At 71.8% G+C, this 19,439-nt stretch carries 19 protein-coding genes; 8 read left to right on the top strand and 11 right to left on the bottom strand.

Annotation, left to right across the window (positions count from 1 at the left end; all coding sequences use genetic code 11):
* Window positions 1-43: 43 nt before the first annotated feature.
* From ACZ6TD_RS11375 to ACZ6TD_RS11395, 5 genes are all read right to left on the bottom strand, one after another.
* A complete protein-coding gene (locus ACZ6TD_RS11375) occupies window positions 44-913 on the bottom strand; it encodes a chitosanase (RefSeq protein WP_471353115.1) in 870 nt (289 codons plus the stop codon).
* Between the two features lie 218 nt (window positions 914-1,131).
* Window positions 1,132-2,391 (bottom strand): MBL fold metallo-hydrolase, encoded by a 1,260-nt coding sequence (locus ACZ6TD_RS11380; RefSeq protein ID WP_471353117.1) that lies wholly within the window; start codon window positions 2,389-2,391, stop codon window positions 1,132-1,134.
* Between the two features lie 69 nt (window positions 2,392-2,460).
* Entirely contained in the window at window positions 2,461-3,453 is a 993-nt protein-coding gene (locus tag ACZ6TD_RS11385; RefSeq protein ID WP_471353119.1) for a GNAT family N-acetyltransferase, read from the bottom strand.
* A gap of 93 nt (window positions 3,454-3,546) precedes the next feature.
* Entirely contained in the window at window positions 3,547-4,449 is a 903-nt protein-coding gene (locus ACZ6TD_RS11390) for a glycoside hydrolase family 19 protein (RefSeq protein ID WP_471353121.1), read from the bottom strand.
* A 196-nt stretch (window positions 4,450-4,645) separates the two neighbouring features.
* Window positions 4,646-5,218 (bottom strand): TetR-like C-terminal domain-containing protein, encoded by a 573-nt coding sequence (locus ACZ6TD_RS11395; RefSeq protein ID WP_471353122.1) that lies wholly within the window; start codon window positions 5,216-5,218, stop codon window positions 4,646-4,648.
* A gap of 180 nt (window positions 5,219-5,398) precedes the next feature.
* Between ACZ6TD_RS11395 and ACZ6TD_RS11400 the strand changes: the two genes are divergently transcribed.
* A complete protein-coding gene (locus ACZ6TD_RS11400; protein WP_471353124.1) occupies window positions 5,399-6,571 on the top strand; it encodes an MFS transporter in 1,173 nt (390 codons plus the stop codon).
* Window positions 6,572-6,659: 88 nt separating this feature from the next.
* Window positions 6,660-7,460 (top strand): alpha/beta fold hydrolase, encoded by an 801-nt coding sequence (locus tag ACZ6TD_RS11405; protein ID WP_471353126.1) that lies wholly within the window; start codon window positions 6,660-6,662, stop codon window positions 7,458-7,460.
* 47 nt (window positions 7,461-7,507) lie between these two features.
* Here the strand turns inward: ACZ6TD_RS11405 and ACZ6TD_RS11410 are convergent, their stop codons facing one another.
* Window positions 7,508-8,632, bottom strand: a complete 1,125-nt coding sequence (locus ACZ6TD_RS11410; protein ID WP_471357645.1) for a DUF6745 domain-containing protein — start codon at window positions 8,630-8,632, stop codon at window positions 7,508-7,510.
* A 66-nt stretch (window positions 8,633-8,698) separates the two neighbouring features.
* Window positions 8,699-9,025 carry a hypothetical protein gene (locus ACZ6TD_RS11415; RefSeq protein ID WP_137968229.1) on the bottom strand — a complete coding sequence of 109 codons (327 nt, stop codon included), beginning with the start codon at window positions 9,023-9,025 and terminating at the stop codon, window positions 8,699-8,701.
* 251 nt (window positions 9,026-9,276) lie between these two features.
* On the opposite strand from ACZ6TD_RS11415, the gene ACZ6TD_RS11420 reads away from it, so the two are divergent.
* The 5 genes from ACZ6TD_RS11420 to ACZ6TD_RS11440 are packed head-to-tail and all read left to right on the top strand — an operon-like array spanning window position 9,277 to window position 14,545.
* Window positions 9,277-10,230 (top strand): STM4015 family protein, encoded by a 954-nt coding sequence (locus ACZ6TD_RS11420; RefSeq protein WP_471353128.1) that lies wholly within the window; start codon window positions 9,277-9,279, stop codon window positions 10,228-10,230.
* A gap of 5 nt (window positions 10,231-10,235) precedes the next feature.
* Entirely contained in the window at window positions 10,236-11,384 is a 1,149-nt protein-coding gene (locus ACZ6TD_RS11425) for an STM4014 family protein (RefSeq protein WP_471353130.1), read from the top strand.
* Window positions 11,385-11,391: 7 nt separating this feature from the next.
* Window positions 11,392-12,195 carry an STM4013/SEN3800 family hydrolase gene (locus ACZ6TD_RS11430; RefSeq protein ID WP_471357648.1) on the top strand — a complete coding sequence of 268 codons (804 nt, stop codon included), beginning with the start codon at window positions 11,392-11,394 and terminating at the stop codon, window positions 12,193-12,195.
* Window positions 12,192-13,550 carry an STM4012 family radical SAM protein gene (locus ACZ6TD_RS11435; protein ID WP_471353132.1) on the top strand — a complete coding sequence of 453 codons (1,359 nt, stop codon included), beginning with the start codon at window positions 12,192-12,194 and terminating at the stop codon, window positions 13,548-13,550. The genes ACZ6TD_RS11430 and ACZ6TD_RS11435 overlap by 4 nt, the downstream gene beginning before the upstream one ends.
* Window positions 13,551-13,561: 11 nt before the next feature.
* Window positions 13,562-14,545, top strand: a complete 984-nt coding sequence (locus ACZ6TD_RS11440; RefSeq protein ID WP_471353134.1) for an STM4011 family radical SAM protein — start codon at window positions 13,562-13,564, stop codon at window positions 14,543-14,545.
* On the opposite strand, the gene ACZ6TD_RS11445 is transcribed toward ACZ6TD_RS11440, so the two are convergent.
* On the bottom strand, window positions 14,499-14,750 hold the full coding sequence (locus ACZ6TD_RS11445) for a DUF397 domain-containing protein (RefSeq protein ID WP_470007338.1): 252 nt from the start codon (window positions 14,748-14,750) through the stop codon (window positions 14,499-14,501). The two genes, ACZ6TD_RS11440 and ACZ6TD_RS11445, sit on opposite strands and share 47 nt — an antisense overlap.
* Before the next feature lie 3 nt (window positions 14,751-14,753).
* A complete protein-coding gene (locus tag ACZ6TD_RS11450; RefSeq protein WP_037961647.1) occupies window positions 14,754-15,620 on the bottom strand; it encodes a helix-turn-helix domain-containing protein in 867 nt (288 codons plus the stop codon).
* A 136-nt stretch (window positions 15,621-15,756) separates the two neighbouring features.
* On the opposite strand from ACZ6TD_RS11450, the gene ACZ6TD_RS11455 reads away from it, so the two are divergent.
* Entirely contained in the window at window positions 15,757-16,200 is a 444-nt protein-coding gene (locus ACZ6TD_RS11455) for an ATP-binding protein (protein WP_471353136.1), read from the top strand.
* A gap of 144 nt (window positions 16,201-16,344) precedes the next feature.
* Here the strand turns inward: ACZ6TD_RS11455 and ACZ6TD_RS11460 are convergent, their stop codons facing one another.
* Together ACZ6TD_RS11460 and ACZ6TD_RS11465 are read right to left on the bottom strand one after the other, a co-directional pair.
* Entirely contained in the window at window positions 16,345-17,142 is a 798-nt protein-coding gene (locus ACZ6TD_RS11460) for an SGNH/GDSL hydrolase family protein (protein WP_037961648.1), read from the bottom strand.
* A gap of 79 nt (window positions 17,143-17,221) precedes the next feature.
* Complete coding sequence (locus ACZ6TD_RS11465; protein WP_471353138.1) at window positions 17,222-19,333, bottom strand: alpha-galactosidase; 2,112 nt, start codon at window positions 19,331-19,333, stop codon at window positions 17,222-17,224.
* Window positions 19,334-19,439 lie beyond the last annotated feature (106 nt).

Genomic DNA, 19,439 nt, shown 5'->3' on the forward strand with positions numbered 1-19,439 from the left:
ATGGGACAGTGTCCCGCTTAGCAAGCGGGGACCGGCGCGGCGGTCAGGAGGTGATCTCGTACGGGTCGCCGTAGACCTTCCACTTCAGCGGGGGCGTCAGGTCGAAGTTCTTCTCGTTGAGGAACTTCCGCTGCTCGGTGTCGACCCGGCTGGTGTCGCTGTGCGCCTCCTCGCTCTTCATGGCCTCCTTACGGGCGTCGAGGAAGGCGTTGAGGTAGGTGGTCTCATTGCCGCCCTGCGCCGGGGACTTGGCCTTGGACAGGGCGGTCTTACGGATGCCGCCGAAGCTGTACTTGCTGTCGCCGGGGCCGTGCATCACGATCGCGTCGTAGTAGATGAACTGGCCGAGCGCGCCCAGGCCGTCGCCCTTGCCCTGCTTGACGGCCGGGTTGAAGTACACGCGGTCGCGCTCGTGCTCCTGGGCGTCCTGGAACGCCTTGTCGGCGGCGGCCTTCTTCCAGTCCTTGGTGAAGTTCGGGTCCAGGCCGTCGTGGGAATCGCCGCCATTGACCTCGCGCAGCGCGGGGAGGTACTTGGCCAGGACGTTGCCGGGCTTCTGCTGGGTGTAGTACTCGACGAGTTCCAGCATGTCGCCGGTGCCGGAGCAGAATCCGATGATGCCCGCGGTGTAGCCGCGGCCGTCGCCTATGTCCTCGATGTACTTGAACTGGGCGCGCCAGTCGAGCGAGGAGTTCTCGGCGCTGGAGACCAGCTTCATGGCGATCTCCTTCTTCGCCGGCTCGTCCAGGCCGCTCGCCGCCGCGGCCTTGTGCGCCGAGTGCGTGTGGCGCGCGTCCGACGAGGACGGCAGGTGGTCGGACGCCTGCCCGACTCCGACGCCGGTGAAGACGAGCGCGGCCGGTACCGCGACGGCCACGGCCGCGAGGCCGATCCTCCTGTGCACGGGGGACATGGGGACTCCGTTCCTTGTCGACTGTGGGGGAAGTGCGCGCGGCCGCCCCAGGGCACACCGGGACAGCCCCGGGCCCTGAGACGATCCGTTAGGAACCTTTCCTAACCATTCAAGCGAGCGCGTCGTGTCCACCACAAGGGTTTCGACGCCATTCAGCGCCATTCGACAAAGAAGCGACCCGTGTCGTACCGCCTCGGGAGGCGGCGCCAACTCCCGTGTTACGGCTGGGGGATGGGCATCGCGGGGTCCGCGCCGCCGGTCGCCCCGGGGCGCTTCCCGGTCGCCCCGGACGCCCCGGCGCCGGACGGTCCGGCGGGAACGGCCGGCTCGGCAGCGCCCTCGGCCGCGGCCGGCACCTCCGTCACCGGCCGTGCCGCGATCGCCCGCCACCACGGCTCCAGCGGCAGCCCGTGCTCCGGCTCGAACGGCTGGCCAGGACGCGGAACCACCACGGTCGCCCCGGCCTCCTTCGCCGCCGTCACCGTGCCCTCGGCGGGCTCCTCCCACGGATGCGGGGCGAGGTTGAAGGTGCCCCAGTGGATCGGCATCATGATCCCCTGCGCCGGGTCGCCGCCCTGGAGATCGAGATGGGCCCGCATGCCCTCCTCGGGGGTCATGTGGATGTCAGGCCAGTGATCGGAGTAGGCACCGACCTGGATCATGGTCGCGTCGAACGGCCCGTACGCCGCGCCGATCTCCGCGAAACCGGGGAAGTAGCCGGTGTCCCCGCTGTGGTAGATCCGGCGCCCGGAACCGGCCACCACCCAGGAGGCCCACAGCGTGTGCTGGGTGTTGCGCAGCCCGCGCCCGCAGAAGTGGCGGGCGGGGGTGGCGGTGAGCGTGAGCCCGGCGACCTCGGTGGACTCGTGCCAGTCCAGCTCGGTCATCCGCTCGGCCGGGACGCCCCAGCGCTCCAGATGGGCGCCGACCCCGAGCGGGACGACGAACATCGCGTGGCTCCGCACCAGCGCCCGGATCGTGGGCATGTCCAGATGGTCGTAGTGGTCATGGGAGATGACCACCGCGTCCACCGGCCCCAGCTCCCGCAGCGGCACCGGCACCGGGTGCAATCGCTTGGGCCCCACCATCGAGAAGGGCGAACAGCGCCGGCCCCAGACGGGGTCGAACAGCACCCGCCGCCCGTCGATCTCCGCGAGCACGCTGGAGTGCCCCATCCAGGTCAGCCGCAGCCCGGAGGCGGGCGGGGTGGCCAGATCGGCGACGGTGGTGGGGTGCACCGGCACGGTCCCGGCCGGGGCCCGGCGGACGCGCTCCTCCTTGCGGAAGTAGGTGGACGCGAACTTCAGCATCGAGCCCGACGGGGCGGTACGGGCCCCCACCGGGTTGACGAACACACCGTTCGCGAAGTTCGGCGACCGCCGGATGCGCTCCATCCGCTCCCCACCGGGATCCGCTCCGAAGGCGGCGGGGCGCAGGGCGGCGGTGAGCCGGGAACGTGTCGGATGGGAGCCGGTCACGGGGCCTCCAGGGTGAGAGGGCGGGGGCACTCCAACGCGCGGTGCCGTTGGGCTGCAATGACACAACTCTTACGAGGGGTGACCTTGTTCCGGAACGATGCGCCCGGCCGTGGAGAGGGTGCGCTCGGCTGCGGAGACGATGCGCCCGGCCGTGGAGAGGGTGCGCTCGGCCTCGGGGACGGTGCGCTCGGCCTCGGGGACGGTGCGCTCGGCCGCCGAGAAGGACAGCACCAGATGGTCCTCCACCGGGTGGTAGCCGAGACGCTGGTAGAGGGCGTTGCTGGTGGGGTTGTCGAGATCGGTGAAGAGCAGGACCTCCTGCACCCCGGCGGCCCGCGCGGCCCCGCTCACGGCGGCCGTGGCGGCGCCCGCGTAACCGCGTCCGCGCAGCTCGGGCGGGGTGTAGACCAGGGCGACCCGGGCCATGTCGGCGACCGTACGGCTGATCCCGGCGCAGGCCACCGGCCGGCCGTCGAGCTCCCACACCGTGATCCCGTCATGGCCGAGCTTGTCGTCCACCTGCGCGGTGACATCGCCCCTCAGCGCATCGGTCTCGCGGGCGAACCCCTCGTACCAGGTGATCAGCAGGTCCCGGTCGGCGGTGGTGGCGGTCCGGGGCCGCCCCGGCGGGGCGGGATCGGGCGGGGTGAGGTCATCGAGACGATAGAGCCGGTGGGTCTGCTCGACGCTGCTCACCGCACCGGTGAAGTCCTTCCAGGCGGTGGCGAAGGTCTCGGCGGTCTCGCGCCCCGCGTTCACTCCGGTGACCTTCAGCTCGCCGTCCCGGGCGAGGGTGCGGGCGAGGGCCCGGGCCGCCTCGCCGGAGAGGGCGGAAAGCAGCGGGGGGTATGGCGGGGTGCACAGGAACGCGCCCTCCACCGCCCCATCCCCTCCGGTCCACCAGCCGTAGACCGGCGGCTCGGCGCCGTATCTGCCGCTTCCCGCCACCGTGAGGGAAGTGAGCACCGTGAGCAAAGTGGTGTTCCGGGCCGGGTGAGCGCGCAGGAAGCCACCCGCCGCGGCCCGGAACTCCTCGAGGTCGTACGTCACCGTCCACGCCATGTGCACCAGGCTGGCGCGTGGCGGCGGAGCGGCGCACCCCAATTTCCTCGCTTCCGACCGGACGGCCGCTCGGCGCCGGTCATCGGCGGCCGGTCAGCAGCTCAGGTTGGAGCCGGGGGTGGTGCCGAGTATCTGAACGAACCGCTGGTAGGCGTCTATTCGGCTCTGCACCTGGCCGGGGTTGCCGCCGTTGCACTCCAGGCTGCCGTTGATCGCGCGGATGGTCTCGCCGAAGCCGCGCTGGTTGACCATGGCGTCGTGCGGGGTCATCGAGCCGGCCCCGCGCTGGGTGTTCCAGAACCACAGGGCGGTCTTCCAGGACACCGCGGCGTCCCGCTCCACCAGCCAGGGGTTGCCGAGCAGATCGATGCCGAGCGCGTCGCCCGCGGCCTTGTAGTTGAAGTTCCAGCTGAGCTGGATCGGTCCGCGGCCGTAGTACGCCGCCTGGCCCGCGGGGCAGCCGTACGGCTGGTTCCAGTCGCAGTAGTGCGGGTAGTTGGCGGTGTTCTGCTCCACGATGTGGACCAGACCGCCGGTCTCGTGGTTGACGTTGGCCAGGAAGGCGGCCGCCTCCTGCTTCTTGACGGTGTCGCTGCCGGTGTTGGCGAAGCCGGGGTAGGCGCTCAGGGCGGCCGTCAGGCCCTGGTAGGTGTAGAACGAGTTCCGGTTCGGGAACATCTGGTTGAACTGCGCCTCGCTCACCACGAAGCCGCTCGGGTTCTGGCCCTCGCCGCCGCAGTTGTAGGGCTCCCAGTACCAGGTGCTGATCACCGGGTCATAGCCCGGGTTGTCGTGCTCCGCGCGGTAGTACTTGCCGTCGGTGTACCGGACGATGTCGCCGGTGACGTACGGCTTGCCCGCCACCCAGTTCGGGTAGTCGCAGGCCGCCTGGGCGGTCGTTCCCGCCGCCGAAGCTGAGGCCATGGGCATGACAAGCAGACTCGCACACACCGCCGCGGTCGCCGCGAGCGGCGCCAGAACACGTCGTCTCCACATGGGGCCGATCTCCTTCGCGTGGGGGGCCCTGGAACTCTGAGGGACACTCAAGCGGTTTGGTCTATACCAGTCAAGGTATAGACCAAACCTTTGTGCGGGGACGAGCAAAAGGGCGGACATCACGGGATGACCGGAAGAGCGGACAATCGCGGGATGCCGGAAGAAAGGCGCCGAGGCCGTGGTGGTGCCGGTTTCATCAGTCCGGCAGCAGGTGTGACACGAGGGTGCGCGCCCATTCGGCAGTGGGGGCCTGGTCGGTGAAGACGGCCCGGTAATAAAGGGGGGCGAGCAGAGCCTCGGTGGCGCGTTCGACGGTCGGGACCCAATTACCCCGGGCGCGTTCCCGATCGAGCATGGCCTGGAGCTGCTGCTGACGTTCTCCGGTGCACGCGCCGGCGCCCTGCTCCCCGGCCGCGCCGATGGTGGCGCGCACCAGAGGGAGGGTGTCCGGGTCGTTGAGGTCCTTGGCGAGGTCGGACGCATAGCGTTCCAGGTCACCGCGGAGACTTCCGGTGTCCGGCACCACGATGCCACCGGAGAAGCGGCTGGTCGCGACGTCGGCGAGCAGGTCGCCGACGGAGCCCCAGCGACGGTAGACCGTGGTGGCGTGCACGCCCGCCCGGGCGGCCACGACCGGGATCGTCAGCAGTTCGTCGGCCTCGTCGGTAAGCAACTCCTTGACGGCCCGGTGGACGGCCGCGCGGATGCGGGCGGAGCGGCCGCCGGGCCGGCTGCCGGCGCGGGGCACGGAGGAAGTCGTAGCGGGCATGCCATCAGTATCGCACTGATCGCTGCTTTTTTAGCGCAGCGATCAGTGCGTTAGTGGTACCTTGAGGCCACTAACGCAAAGTTCACTGCGAGGCCGTACATGCCTATTGAATCCGCCGTCACCGCCGCACCGCCCGTCGGCGATCCGCGCCACATGCCACGGAAGGGTGCATTCCGCTCCGTGGCCGCCACCTTTGTCCTCTTCCTGGCCGCCTCCAGCGCACCGTCCCCGCTCTATGTGATCTACCAGCAGCAATGGCAGTTCGCGGCGTGGGTGCTGACCCTCGTCTTCGCCCTCTATGTGGTCGGCCTGCTGGGCTCGCTGCTCGTGGTCGGAGCGCTGTCGGACCATCTCGGCCGCCGGCTGGTGCTCGCCGCGGCGATCGGCCTGGAGATGGTCGCGCTCGCGCTGTTCCTCACCGCCGGGAACGTGGTCGTCCTGGCCGCCGCCCGGGTGCTGCAGGGCATCGCCACCGGGGCGGCGACGACCACCCTGAGCGCCACCCTCGTCGACCTCGAACCGCCGCACGCCCGTGGGCGCGCGGGCACCGTCACCTCGGTGTCCCCCCTGACCGGGCTCACTCTCGGCGCTCTCGGCTCCGGTGTGCTGGTGGAGTTCGGCCCCGCCCCGACCCGGCTGGTCTACGCACTGCTGTTCGGCGGAATGGTGCTGGCGGCGGTGGCCGTCGCCGTCCTGCCGGAGACGTCTCCCCGTCGGCCGGGAGCCGTCGCATCCCTGCGTCCGCGGGTCGCCATGCCCGCGCATCTGCGCGCGGACATCCTCCCGGTGGTGCCGGCGATGATCGCGGGCTGGGCCCTGGCCGGGATGTACCTCTCGCTCGGCCCGTCCGTCGCGGCCAAATTGCTGGGGCTGCACAGCCATCTGGTCGGCGGCGTCGTCGTGACGCTCCTGACGGGCACCGGCGCGCTCGCGGTCTTCCTGCTCCGCTCCCGGCCCGCGTCCTCGCTGCTGACGCCCTCGTCCGCACTGCTCGGGCTCGGCACCCTGATATCACTCGCCGGAATAGCGGAGAACCTCACCTGGCTTGCCGCCGTCGGCACCGTCGTCGCGGGCCTCGCCCTCGGTGCGTCGGTGCTGGCGACGTTCGGCACCTTCGCCCGGGTCGCCGAGCCGCACGAGCGCAGCGCGGTCTTCGCGCTGGCGAACGTCATCGCCTATCTGGGAAACAGCGTGCCCGCCGTACTCGGGGGAATCGCGGTCACCGCCCTGGGGCTGAGGACCGCCGCCGAGAGCTACGCGATGGCGATCGCGATGATCGCCTTCTCCGTCCTCGTCCTGCCCCTGAACCGGGTACGGGCGCGGCGCCGCGACGTCATGGCCCCGTGCGGATGACGGGCCGCCCAACGGCAGAGGATCCCGCGACCGCCCTTTTCATCCACCAACCGATACGGCATTCCACAATGCGGAACGAGGAGACACCGTGACCACGACAAGCAGGCCCAGGAAGACCCTTGAGGTGCGGCGATCGGACCACACGACGATCCGGTACACGGCCGGCGGTCCCGCCGGAGGGCCGACTCTGGCTCTCATCCACGGCTGGGGGTGCGACCGCGGCGACTTCGACGCGGTGACCGACCATCTGCCCGAGGACTACCGCGTTCTCGCGATCGACCTCGCCGAGCATGGCGAGTCGCGGTCGACGCGGGACGTCTGGACCATGGAGGAGTTCGCCCGCGACGTGGCGGCAGTACTGGAAGCCGAGTCGGTGGACACGTGCGTCGTGGCCGGGCACTCCCTCGGCGGGGCGGTCGCCGTCGAAGTCGGCCGGCTGCTCCCTGCCACGGTCTCTCATGTGGTCGCACTCGACGCGCTGCACTACCTGTCCCTGTTCCCGGCGCTGAGCGAAGAACAGACCGACGCGATGCTGCACATGTTCCGTGAGGACTTCGCCGGAGCGGTGCGGGGCCTCGTCGAGGGAGGTTCGCCGGCCGGGACCAGCACGGCTCTCAAGGATGCGTACTTCGAGAAGATGGTCGCGGTGCGGCAGCCCGCGGGTCTGCGTTCCATCGAGGGTCTGGTGCATTGGGACATGGACGCGGCGCTGCGCGAGACAAAGCAGCCGATCACCGTGTTCGCGATACGTGACCTGGTGACGCAGGAAGCGATCGACCGCTACGGGGACCGCTTCGACATCGTCCTCGTCGACCTGGGCAGCCACCACTTCCAGGTGGAGGCCCCCGAAGGCACGGCGAAGATCCTGGCCGGCGTGGGAACCGAGTAGGGATCCGGGAACCGGCCCTCGCTCGAGGCCGGGGGCCACGCGCGGGATCAGGTCTCGCGCTCGGGGCGATAGGTGTCGGCGTCCACCCCGAAGGTCCAGGCGACGCCCTCGCGGGCGGTCCGGACCCGGGGCGGCACGCGCAACCAGTACGTGCGGTGCGTACCGTCCGGCTCCGGCGTGGAGTTGACCACCTCGACCATCGCCACCGGCTCGTCCCCGGCCAGCTCGATGCGCCACAGGACCCCGGTCTCGTCGCGGTGCACCGGCCGGGCCCCGGACTCGTCGAGATAGCGCTCATAGCCGTAGTGCTCCAGCATCACCCGGCGCAGCTCCGCGTTCTCCTCCTCGCGGATGCGGTCCGGGGTCAGCTCGCCGAGCTGCTGGAGGAAGGCCGCGGGCACCGGCATGCCCCGCCAGGCGTACAGCGCGAAGCCGTCGGGGAAGGCGAGCGCGGGACCGTCGCCGCGGTCGAGACGGCCCGCCTCGTCGCGGTGCAGCTCGGCCGGACGCTCCGCCACGATCACCGCCTTCTCGTACGGCCACCACCAGCCGGCCGCGCGGGCGACCGCGGCGAGACCGGCCAGCGGGTCGGATTCCACCTCGTCCGCCACGGCGGCCAGCCAGGGCGCGTCGTGCTGGCCCAGCACCGCGTCCAGCAGGGCGAGCCGGACGGCCGTGCCCCGGTCCGAGTCCGGGTCCGGCGCCAGGGCCTCGACGATCCCGGTGCGGACGCGCTCGGTGAGGGCGCGGGTGACCTCCCACAGCGGCGCCGCCGCGAGCGCCCACCGCCCGGCCCAGCCGGCCGGGCCCAGTGCGTCATGGAGCCGCTGCCTGGCGCGCGCCCAGGGGTGGGTGCGCACGGCCTCCCGCACCGAGGCGCCCACGCCGCCCGCGACCGGCTCGACCCCGGCCGCCCGCAGCAGTTCCGCCGCCCGCTCGGCGGCCTCCCGGTGCAGCCGCTCCTCCTGCCCGGTCAGCAGCATCACGGCCGCCGTGGCCGCCAGCGGGGAACCGGCCCAGACGATCCGCTCGGGCGCGGTGAGCCCGGCCCGCTCATAGGCGCGGCGGAGGCCCGCCTCGGCCGCCTCGCGGTCGGCCGGGCCGGCGGCGGCCGCGACCGCGCGCCAGCGCGCCGCCCGGTCCTCGTCCGCGAGCGCGTCCACACCACTCATGCCGGTCTCCACCACTGTCGCCATCACATTCGCCGTCGCCGTCGTCATCGCTCCGCTCCCCCGCTCTCAGTCCGCCACGACGCGCACGGCGCCCGGCACGTACTCCCGCTGGCGCACCACGCGGTACCAGCCCTTGGGCAGCGGTATCGCGGCGTGCTCCTCGTGCACCACCCGCCCGCCGTCGGGGAGATGGAGGTACGAGACGCCGAACGGGCCCGATTCGCGCACCAGCGTGCCCGGCCCGACCACCGCATGGGCGTGCCCGGTCACCTCGCCGAGCGCCAGCACCAGCCGGCCCCGACCGTCCCTCGGCTGCCGCGGCAGCGCGTCGATGCCCTGCGGCAGCGCCTCCGCGGCCACCGGAACGATCAGGACGTCGCCCTGTCGGTACATGCCAATTCCCTTTCACCGCAGCCCTGTTGGACCCTCCGCGCACCGCGGGGGCCGGTCGATGGTCATGACGTTAGGGGGAGGCACCGACAACGCCGCCCGGCGGCACGGCCCGGCAGCGGCGCCGTGGGCGCCCCCCCCGTCAACGCCCGCCGGGGCGGCTGTCGGTGGCGCTTGGTACAACTCTTCGCACGCCATTCGGAATCAGATCCATATCAGGTCCGCCCACGCGAACACATCAGGAGATACCGCCCATGTCGGTCGACCACCTGGACGAACTGCACGGCCTTCCGGCCTTCGACTTCCCCCTGCCCGACCAGGAGGTCGTACTTCCCGAGGCGGACACCGTCGCCTGGCGGATCTCCTACAACCCCTATATCGACGAGGAGGAGGGCGGCTTCGACGGGCGTTTCCAGCGCTTCCTGACCACGGTGGCCCCCTCACGGGTGCGAGCGCTGATCATCGGTATGTGGGGCGAGACCTACGAGGGCGACGCCGACGACGCCATCGAGCAGCTCCTCATGGCCAAGGACCGGCTGACCTCGCTGGAGGCGGTCTTCATCGGCGACATCACCGCGGAGGAGTCGGAGATCTCCTGGATCGAGCAGTCCGATGTGACACCGGTCCTCCACGCCTACCCCGGCCTGCGCGAGCTGGGCGTCCGCGGTGGGAACGGGCTGTCCTTCCCCGCCGTCGCCCACGCCAACCTGCGCACGCTCCGCTTCGAGACGGGCGGGCTGCCCGGCGCGGTGGTGCGCGGCGTCGCCGCCAGCGACCTTCCCGCGCTCGAGCGCCTGGAGATGTGGCTCGGTGTGGAGGAGTACGGGGGCGAGGCCACCGTCGCCGACCTCGCCCCGATCCTCAGCGGCGGCCGGTTCCCCGCCCTGCGCCACCTGGGCGTGCAGAACAGCGAGATCCAGGACGAGATCGCCGCCGCCCTGGCGGCGGCCCCCGTGGTCGCCCAGCTCGAATGCCTCGACCTGTCCATGGGCGTCCTCACCGACGAGGGCGCGGCGGCGCTGCTCGACGGCCAGCCGCTCACCCATCTGAAGTGGATCGATCTGGACCACAACTACTTCTCCGCGCCCATGGAGCAGCGGCTGCGGGAGGCCCTGGAGCCGTCCGGGGTGAAGGTCGTGATGTCCGAGAAGGGCGACCAGGACGAGGACGAGGGCGAAGTGTTCCGCTACACGGCCGTCTCCGAGTGATGCCCATGCCACACCGAGAACCCGACCGGGAAGGTCCCCGCTTCGCCGTGGTCGGCAATCCGGGCGGCCGCCGGGTGGAGATGTTCACCGCCGCCGCCGTGGCCGCCGGACTGCCCGCGCCCCGGGTGCTGGCCTGGCGCGATGTGCTGACCGACGGCGCCGCGTTCGAGCCCGCCGAGACCGTGCGGATCGACTCGCCGGGCGAGGACGAGGAGGTGGAGTGGCTGCTGCGCGGCGCCTCCGATCCCACCCGGGTCGAGGGCACCGGCCGCTGGTACGCGCGGTTCACCGAGGCCGTCCGGGGCGTCGCGGCCGCGGCGCGCACGGCCGGGGCCACGCTGCTGAACGACCCCGGCGAGCTGGCCGTCCTGTTCGACAAGCGGCTGTGCCACGGGGTGCTGGACGGCGCGGGGGTCCCGGTCCCGCCCTCGCCGACCTCCGGGCCGCAGGCTCCGCCGGTGCGCGGCTGGGACGATGTGCGCGCGGCGCTCGGCACCTCGGGGCTGCGGCGCGCCTTCGTGAAACTGGCCCACGGCTCGTCCGCGTCCGGGGTGCTCGCCGTGGAGACGGCGGGCCCCGGCCGGGTGCGGGCCACCACCTCCGTGGAGCGCACGGAGGACGGCCGGCTGTTCAACTCGCTGCGGGTGCGGCGGTACGACAGCGAGGCGGAGGTCGCCGCGATCATCGACACCCTGGCGCCGGACGGGCTGCACATCGAGCGCTGGCTGCCCAAGGCCACCCAGGACAAGCGGGTGGCCGATCTGCGGGTCGTGGTGGTGGGCGGTCGGGCCACCCATGCCGTGGTGCGCACCAGCCGCTCCCCCATGACCAATCTCCATCTCGGCGGGGTGCGCGGCGATCTGGCCGCCGCCCGCTCGGCGGCGGAGGCGGCCGGGGTGGCCTGGAGCGAGGTGCTGGGCACCGCGGAGCGGGCGGCGGAGCGCTTCCCGCGCACCCTGTGCGTCGGGGTGGATCTGCTGCCCGGCCCGGGGTGGCGGCGGTTCGCCGTCGGTGAGGTCAACGCCTTCGGCGATCTGCTGCCCCGGCTGACCGGTCTGCCCGGCAGCGGCGCGGAGGGTCTTGACACCTACGCGGCCCAGGTCGCCGCCGTGCCGCGCGTCCGGAAGGAGGCCCACCACGATGCCACTGTCTGAGCCCGATATGAACGAGGTGGTGGGCAGCCACGATCTGCTGCTGCTCACCCTCGACACCCTGCGCTACGACGTGGCGGCCGAACTGGCGGCCGCCGGGCGGACGCCGCACCTCAGCGCCCGGATGCCGGGTGGCGTCTGGGACGAGCGGCACGCCCCCGGCAGCTTCACCTACGCCTCCCACCAGGCGATGTTCGCGGGCTTCCTGCCGACCCCGGCCGCCCCCGGACCGCACCGCCGGCTGTTCGCGGCCCGCTTCGCGGGCAGCGAGACCACCGCGGCGGGCACCTATGTCTTCGAGACTCCCGATCTGGTGTCGGGGCTCGCGGCGGCCGGGTACCACACGGTGTGCGTCGGCGGGGTCGGCTTCTTCAACCGGCGGGGGCCGCTGGGCTCGGTGCTGCCCGGCTACTTCCAGGAGAGCCACTGGGAGCCGGAGTTCGGCGTCACCTCCCCCACCTCCTTCGAGGCGCAGATCGACCGCGCCGAGAAGGTGATCGCCGGTCTGGACCCCGCCCGCCGGCTGTTCCTCTTCGTCAATGTCTCGGCGCTGCACCAGCCCAACTGGTTCCATCTGCCCGGCGCCACCCGCGAGGCGGGCGACACCCGCGCCACCCACGCCGCGGCCCTGGAGTACGTCGACCGCCATGTCGACCGGCTGCTGGCCGCCCTGAGCGGCCGCGGTCCCGCCTTCGCGATCGTCTGCTCCGACCACGGCACCGCGTACGGAGACGACGGCTACACCGGCCACCGGCTCGGCCATGAGGTCGTCTGGACCGTGCCGTACACCCACTTCTTCCTCGAGGCCCGATGAACATCAGCACGCTCGGCTCCACCGTCCGCCCCTACCAGTCGTATGTCTACGCCTATCCGCACAAGACCGCCTACCGGCCGCTCGTGGAGCGCCCCGCGCTGCGCGAGCTGTGGGCGGCCGAGCCGAAGGACACGCTGTCGCTGTATCTGCACATCCCCTTCTGCGAGGTCCGCTGCGGCTTCTGCAACCTCTTCACCCGGATCGGCGCCCCCGAGGGGCTGGTGACCGCCTATCTGGACGCGCTGGAGCGGCAGGCGGGGGCGGTGCGCGAGGCGCTCGGCGAGGAGGCCCGGTTCGCCGCCGCGGCGTTCGGCGGCGGCACCCCGACGTTCCTGGAGGCAGCCGAGCTGGAGCGGCTCTGCGACATCGCCGAGAAGGGGATGGGCGCGGACCTGGCCGCGGTGCCGCTCTCGGTCGAGGCGTCCCCGGCCACCGCCACGGCCGACCGGCTCGCGGTGCTGGCCGGGCGCGGCACCACCCGGCTGAGCCTGGGGGTGCAGAGCTTCGTCGAGGCGGAGGCGCGCTCGGCGGTGCGGCCGCAGCGCCGGGCCGATGTGGAGGCGGCGCTGAGCCGGATCCGGGAGGCGGGCATTCCGGTGCTCAACATCGATCTGATCTACGGCATCGACGGTCAGACCGAGGAGAGCTGGCGCCATTCCCTGGACGCCGCCCTGGCCTGGCGCCCGGAGGAGCTGTATCTCTACCCCCTCTATGTCCGCCCGCTGACCGGGCTCGGCCGCAAGGAGGCCAGGGAGCCGGAGGCGGAGTGGGACCGGGAGTGGGACGAGCGGCGGCTGCGGCTGTACCGCGCGGGCCGCGACCATCTGCTCGCCCACGGCTATGAGCAGGTCTCGATGCGGATGTTCCGCGCCCCGGGCGCGCCCGCCACCGGCGGGGAGGACCACGCCTGCCAGACGGACGGCATGGTCGGCCTCGGCTGCGGCGCCCGCTCCTACACCTCCGCCCTGCACTACTCGTTCGACTACGCGGTCGACATGCGGGAGATCCGCGGCATCGTCGACGACTACGTCTCCCGGCCCGCGGCCGACTTCGCGCGCGCCGAGCACGGCCGGTGGATGACCGGCGACGAGGCCCGCCGGCGCCATCTGCTGCAGTCCGTCCTCCAGGCCGAGGGGATGGAGGCGGCGGAGTACCGGGCCCGGTTCGGCACCGATCCCGCCGAGGACTTCCCCGCCGAGCTGGCCCGGTTCTCGGCCCGCGGCTGGCTGGACCCGGACGCGGCCCCCGGACGGCTGCGGCTGTCCCCCGAGGGGCTGGCACACTCCGACGCGCTCGGCCCCGAGCTGTTCTCGCCCGCCGTGCGCGCCGCCATGGCCGCCTACGACTTGAAGTGAGGGGCGCGGGCATGGACTTGACCATTCTGTACCGGGGTCCGCTCGCCTCGTGCGACTACGACTGTCCGTACTGCCCGTTCGCCAAGCGCCGGGACAGCCCAGAGCGGCTGCGTGCCGACCGCGCCGCGCTGGAGCGGTTCACGGCCTGGGCGGCGGAGCAGACCGGCGACCGGCTGTCGGTGCTGTTCACCCCGTGGGGCGAGGGGCTGGTGCGCTCCTGGTACCGCCGGGCGCTCATCGAGCTCAGCCATCTGCCGCACGTCGCGCGGGTCGCCATCCAGACCAATCTGAGCTGCCGGACCGGCTGGACGGCCGAGGCCGACCCCGCCGCCCTCGCCCTGTGGTGCACCTACCACCCGGACCAGACGCCGTACGACCGGTTCCTCGCCAAGTGCCGGGAGCTGGCCGCGCGCGGGGTGCGCCACAGCGTCGGCATCGTGGGGCTGCCCGCCCATCTGGACCAGGCCCGCAGACTGCGCGCCGACCTGCCCGAGCGGGTGTATCTGTGGGTGAACGCGGCCGAGGGCCATACCTACACCGACGCCGAGGCGGCCGAGTGGACCGCGCTGGACCCGCTCTTCGGCTACAGCCGCCATCCGCACCGAAGCGCCGGTCTGCCATGCCGGACCGGCGCCTCGGTGATCTCGGTGGACGGCGACGGCACGGTGCGCCGCTGCCATTTCGTCCCTGCGGAACTGGGCAATCTCTACGACGGGTCGTACCGTGCGGCGCTACGGCCCCGCCGGTGTCCGCTGGCCGTCTGCGACTGCCACATCGGCTATGTGCACCTGGAGTCGCTTCCGCTGTACGACGTGTTCGCGGGCGGTGTGCTGGAACGCGTCCCGGCGCCGCCCCCGCCGGTCACTTCATGGTCGGTCGGTCACACTGTTTCCCCCTCGATCCCCCTGGGCACGATGAGCGTCACAGAACCCGACGTCCCGGAGGACGTCACAGAAACAGAAAGTCCGCGTCCCCGGCCTTCGCGCTCTGTATGAAGCGTTTCATCTCCAGATGCGTGTAGATCAGGGCCGGTCCGTCCGGATCGGTCGACTGGCGCAGCGCCACCCGCCCGTCCGTCAGTCTCATCGCCTCGACGCAGCTTCCCCCATTGCCACCGCTCCACGGCTTGTGCCAGCCCTCGCTGCCGAGGTCCCTCGCCGGCATCCCGCTGTAGACGCGATTCCCGCATATGCGATCCATCGTTCAGATCTCCTTGCGAATGCGACTCAGAATCGCCTGAGTCGTCTGTGCAGGCGCGGCCTGCGCGCACATCCGGTCCAGGGCCTCCAGGAACGCCGATACGTCATCGCGCTGGTCGAAGTAGGAGCCGCTGACGAGCGTCTCCGTGTACGCGATATCGGGCAGCTCCGGGATCGGGAACCGGAAGATATGGAAGGGGCCGTACATCGCCGGGTGCGGACCGGCGTCGAACGGCATGACCTGTAGCCGGATATGAGGGGCCTCGGCCTCCTCGATGAGCCGCGCGATCTGGGCACGCATGGTCTCGGCGCCGCCGATGGGGCGGCGCACCACCGTCTCGTCCATGACCACCCAGAGCATCGGCGGGTTGTCCCGGGTGAGCAGCGCCTGGCGCTCCATGCGGAGGGCTACGTTGCGCTCGATCTCCGACTCGGGCGCATGCGGCATGCCCGCACGGAGCACCGCGCGGGCGTAGTCCTCGGTCTGCAGCAACCCGGGGATGTAGTGCGGCTCGTAGGCCCGGATCAGATTGGCCTCGACCTCCAGACTGACGAAGGTGTTGAACCACTCCGGCAGGACGTCCCGGAACCGGTGCCACCAGCCGGCCTTGTTGGCCTCGCGCGCGAGGGAGAGGAACCCCTCGACCTCCTCGGGGTCGGTGACGCCGTACGTCCGCAGCAGCTTCTCGACGTACGGGAGCTTCAGGCCGACCTCGGCCTTCTCCATCCGCCGGATCGTGGCATGGGTGACGTCCAGGGCGCGCCCGGCCTGTTCGAACGACAGCCCGGCCTTCTCCCGAAGGTCCTGGAGCCGTTTGCCGAGCACGACTCGCAGGACGGTCGGGGCTCCGCCCGCCCGCGCATCCGCCACTACCGTCCCCCTCCAAGTACCTTCACGACACAGCAGTCTGGCATGGGCTCAGCATTCCGAACAGCCTGCGCTTGCGATTCTGTAATTTACAGATTGAACCTTGCCATACGCGAGTGTGACAGAGCATAGTGTCGGCGTGGCTCCTTCCTATGAGGCTCTCCGGTTAGGGCGCGGCGGCACCGTGGTCGCTCCGCCCCGCCACGACGTGTTTCGTCTGCCGGCGCTGAGCACGTCCGCCGCCGAGGCGAGAAGGCATGTCGTCCGGCGGCTGGGCTCATGGGGCATCGACCAGGACACCCGGGACAGCGCGGAGTTGATCGTCTCCGAGCTCTTCACCAACGCGGTGCGGCACACCTCCAGCGAGGACGTTCGCTGCTCACTCCAGCTCATAGGCACCCGGCTGCGGCTGGAGGTGGCCGACCAGGGCTGTGCGCGCACGGTGCCGGAGGCCCGGTCGGTGAGCGCGGACCAGGAGGGCGGCCGCGGGCTGATGCTGGTGGAGGCCATGTCGGAGGCATGGGGGGTCAGGCCGAACCAGGGCGGCGCGGGCCGCGCTGTCTGGGCCTATCTGGCGGTCTAGCGGCCCTGCGGCGACGACACGACGGACGAGCGGTGCCGAGGGAATAGGGGCAGCGACAGCGCGCCGGGCGGTCAGCCTCGGGGCGCCAACGGGGGTCTGCCCCTATTCCTCCGGGACCGCTTCGGGTCACGGATCGTTCATCGTTCAGGGCCGCAGCGGCAGCAGATCCGGCCGCTTGGGCTCCACATGGTCACCCGAGGACTCTCCGCGCAGCCGTCGGCCGATCCAGGGCACCAGGTATTCGCGCGCCCAGTGGATGTTGTCCCGGCGCACCTCGGCCGCGGTGCGCTGCCCCTCCGGGGGCCAGGGCTGATCGGGGTCGGCGGGGACGTCGAGGCCGAGCACCTGACCGGCCCGCAGCGCGACCCGGGTATGCCCGTCCGGCGACAGGTGCAGCCGGTCGGCGTCCCAGGCCCGGCGGTCCTGCACCGAGCGCAGCGACCACAGGTCGAGCACCGGGCAGCCGTGGCGGTCGGCGATCGCCCGCACATGCGCCGTATACGTGGCGATCTTGCCCCGCAGATGGCGCAGCACCGGTACCCCTCTGGTGTCGAAGCCGGTGCACAGCAGCACCGTGCCCACCCGCGCCCGGAGGTCGGCGACGGCCGCTTCGTAGCGCTCGGCCACATCGTCGGGGTCGCTGCCCGGGCGCAGGATGTCATTGCCACCCGCGCAGAAGGTGACCAGATCGGGGCCGAGTTCGATGGCGCGGGCCACCTGCTCGGCCACGATCTGGTCAAGGAGTCGACCGCGTACGGCCAGATTGGCGTAGCGGAAATCGTCGTGGGGTCGTTGGTCGGACAGCAGGACGGCGAGCCGGTCGGCCCAGCCGACGAACACCCCGTCAGGGCCGGGGTCGCCGACGCCCTCGGTGAAGCTGTCGCCGACGGCTGCGTACGACCCGATGGAACCGTTGCTGAATCTCTCCTTATCGTCTGCCACGTCGGGACATCATTCACCCGATGGCGTGACTTACGCCACCGTAACCAGGGCTTGACGTGGGGTGATCTATCCCACCTGGTCAGTTTCGGCGAAGGTGGAATACGGCGGCGTCCAGGTCGCCGCTCAGCCCGGTGCGCAGGCCACGGTGAGCGAGCACCGCTCCCCGGTGCACCTCCCCGGTCTCCAGGTCCCGGTACGTGGCCGCCGGGTCGAGCCCGCGCAGCCGCAGCGGGGGCTGCGGCCGGCCGTAGTGCTGCGCCTGGAGCCAGGCCAGTACGACGGTCTCCTCGCCCCGGACGTACTGCACGGCGCTGAGCCCGTCACCCTCCGGCGGCCGCAGCCGGTACAGCTCACCGTGCTGGACGACCGGGCGCACCCGCTTGTAGAGCGCCACCCAGTCGCGGGCCTCGGCGAGTTCGGCCTCGCTCCAGCGGGTCAGATCGCCGCCGACGCCCAGCACCCCGGCCATCGCGCTGACGAAGCGGAAGCGCAGCGAGCTGACCCGGGCGTTGCCCATGGCGTTGGGGCTGTCGGTGACCCAGGCGGCCATCACCCGGGCCGGGTGGAGCTGACCGAAGCCGTGCTGGATGGCCAGCCGGTCCAGCGGATCGGTGTTGTCCGAGGTCCACACCTGGTCGGTCAGGCCCAGGACGCCGAGGTCGATCCGGCCGCCGCCGCCCGAGCAGGACTCGAAGGCGACCCCGGGGTGGGCGGCGCGCAGCCGCTCCAGCAGCTCGTACAGCCCGCGTACGTGGTCGATCCACAGCCGCCGCGGATAGGGGTCGCCGGGCCAGCCGGCGTCCGAGAAGGAGCGGTTGAAGTCCCATTTCACATAGTCGATGGGCGCGCCGCTCAGCAGGGTGTCCAGCCGCTCCCACAGATACCCGCGCACCTCGGGGCGGGCGAGGTTGAGCACGAGCTGGTTGCGGAACTCGGTGCGGGCCCGGCCGGGGTGGTGCTGCACCCAGTCGGGGTGGGCGCGGTAGAGGTCGCTGTCGGGGTTGACCATCTCCGGCTCGACCCAGATGCCGAACCGCATCCCGAGCGCGTGCACCTCGTCGGCCAGCGGCTTCAGCCCGTGCGGAAAGCGGTCCGGGTTGGGCGTCCAGTCGCCGAGCCCGGCCCGGTCGCTGGTGCGGGCCCCGAACCAGCCGTCGTCCACGACGAACAGCTCGACGCCCATGTCGGCGGCCAGCCGCGCGAGCGAGCGCTGCTGCTCCTCGCTCACCTCGAACTCGGTGGCCTCCCAGGAGTTGTAGAGCACCGGCCGGGACCGGTCGGCGCCGGGGACCACATGCGCGAGCTGCCAGGCGTGCCAGGCGCGGCTCGCGGCCCCGAAGCCGCCGTCGGTCCACAGCCCCGCGAAGACGGGGGTGGTGAAGGACTCGCCGGGCGCGAGGAGCAGCTGGCCCGCGTCGTCGTGGCCGACTCCGCCGACCGCCTGGACGGCGCCGTCGCCCAGCAGTTGGACGGCGATCCGCCAGGCCCCGGACCAGGCGAGCGCGCAGCTGTGCACCTCGCCGCTCTCCTCGGTGGCCTCCCCGCCGTCCAGGGCGATCCAGGGCAGATGGTGATGGCTCGTGTGACCCCGGCGGCTGCCGATCACCTTCTCGCCCGGGGTGAGCTCGGTGCGGGCGAGCCGGCTCTCGGCGGCCCAGCGGCCGTGCAGATGGGACAGCCGCCAGCGGTCGCGCGCCGGGAGCGACCAGGCGGCGGAGTCGGCGCGCAGCAGCTCCACCGGCTCCCGCCCGGCGGCGCCGGTGTGGGCGAGGGTGGTCCAGCGCTCGATGACATCGCCGTCGTCCCGCATCCGGTAGTGGAGGGTGATGTCGAGGTGGGGCAGCGGATCGTGGAAGCGCAGCCGCAGTTCCTCACCGGTGCCGGGGTCGAGGACGGTGCCGCCGTCGAAGCGCCACTCGGTGCCGCGTACGCCCCCGGCGTGCACGGACAGGGCGGGGCGGGCGAAGCGCGGGCCGCCCTCCACGGGGTACTCCTCGCGCCCGTCCAGCGGTGATTCGAACGGCCAGTCCGGCGGCCCCGGCTCGGCGGCGAGGGCCTCGGCGTCCTCGACCGCGATCCTCGGCCCCCAGTGGAGATGGAGCAGCTCATCACGGTCGGTGAGGTGCAGGGCATAGCTACTGTGCCGCCCCGAGAGCACCCAGAGCCGACCGCTTCCACCGGTTTCGATCATCGCACTCCCCAATTCTCCACAGGTGTCAACATGATCGGGGAGGGCGGGCGGTGCGGCAATGCCCGCACCCTCACGAGACCGATTGCCCGGTGCACCCATGTCGTAT

This window comes from Streptomyces yongxingensis, assembly GCF_055597465.1.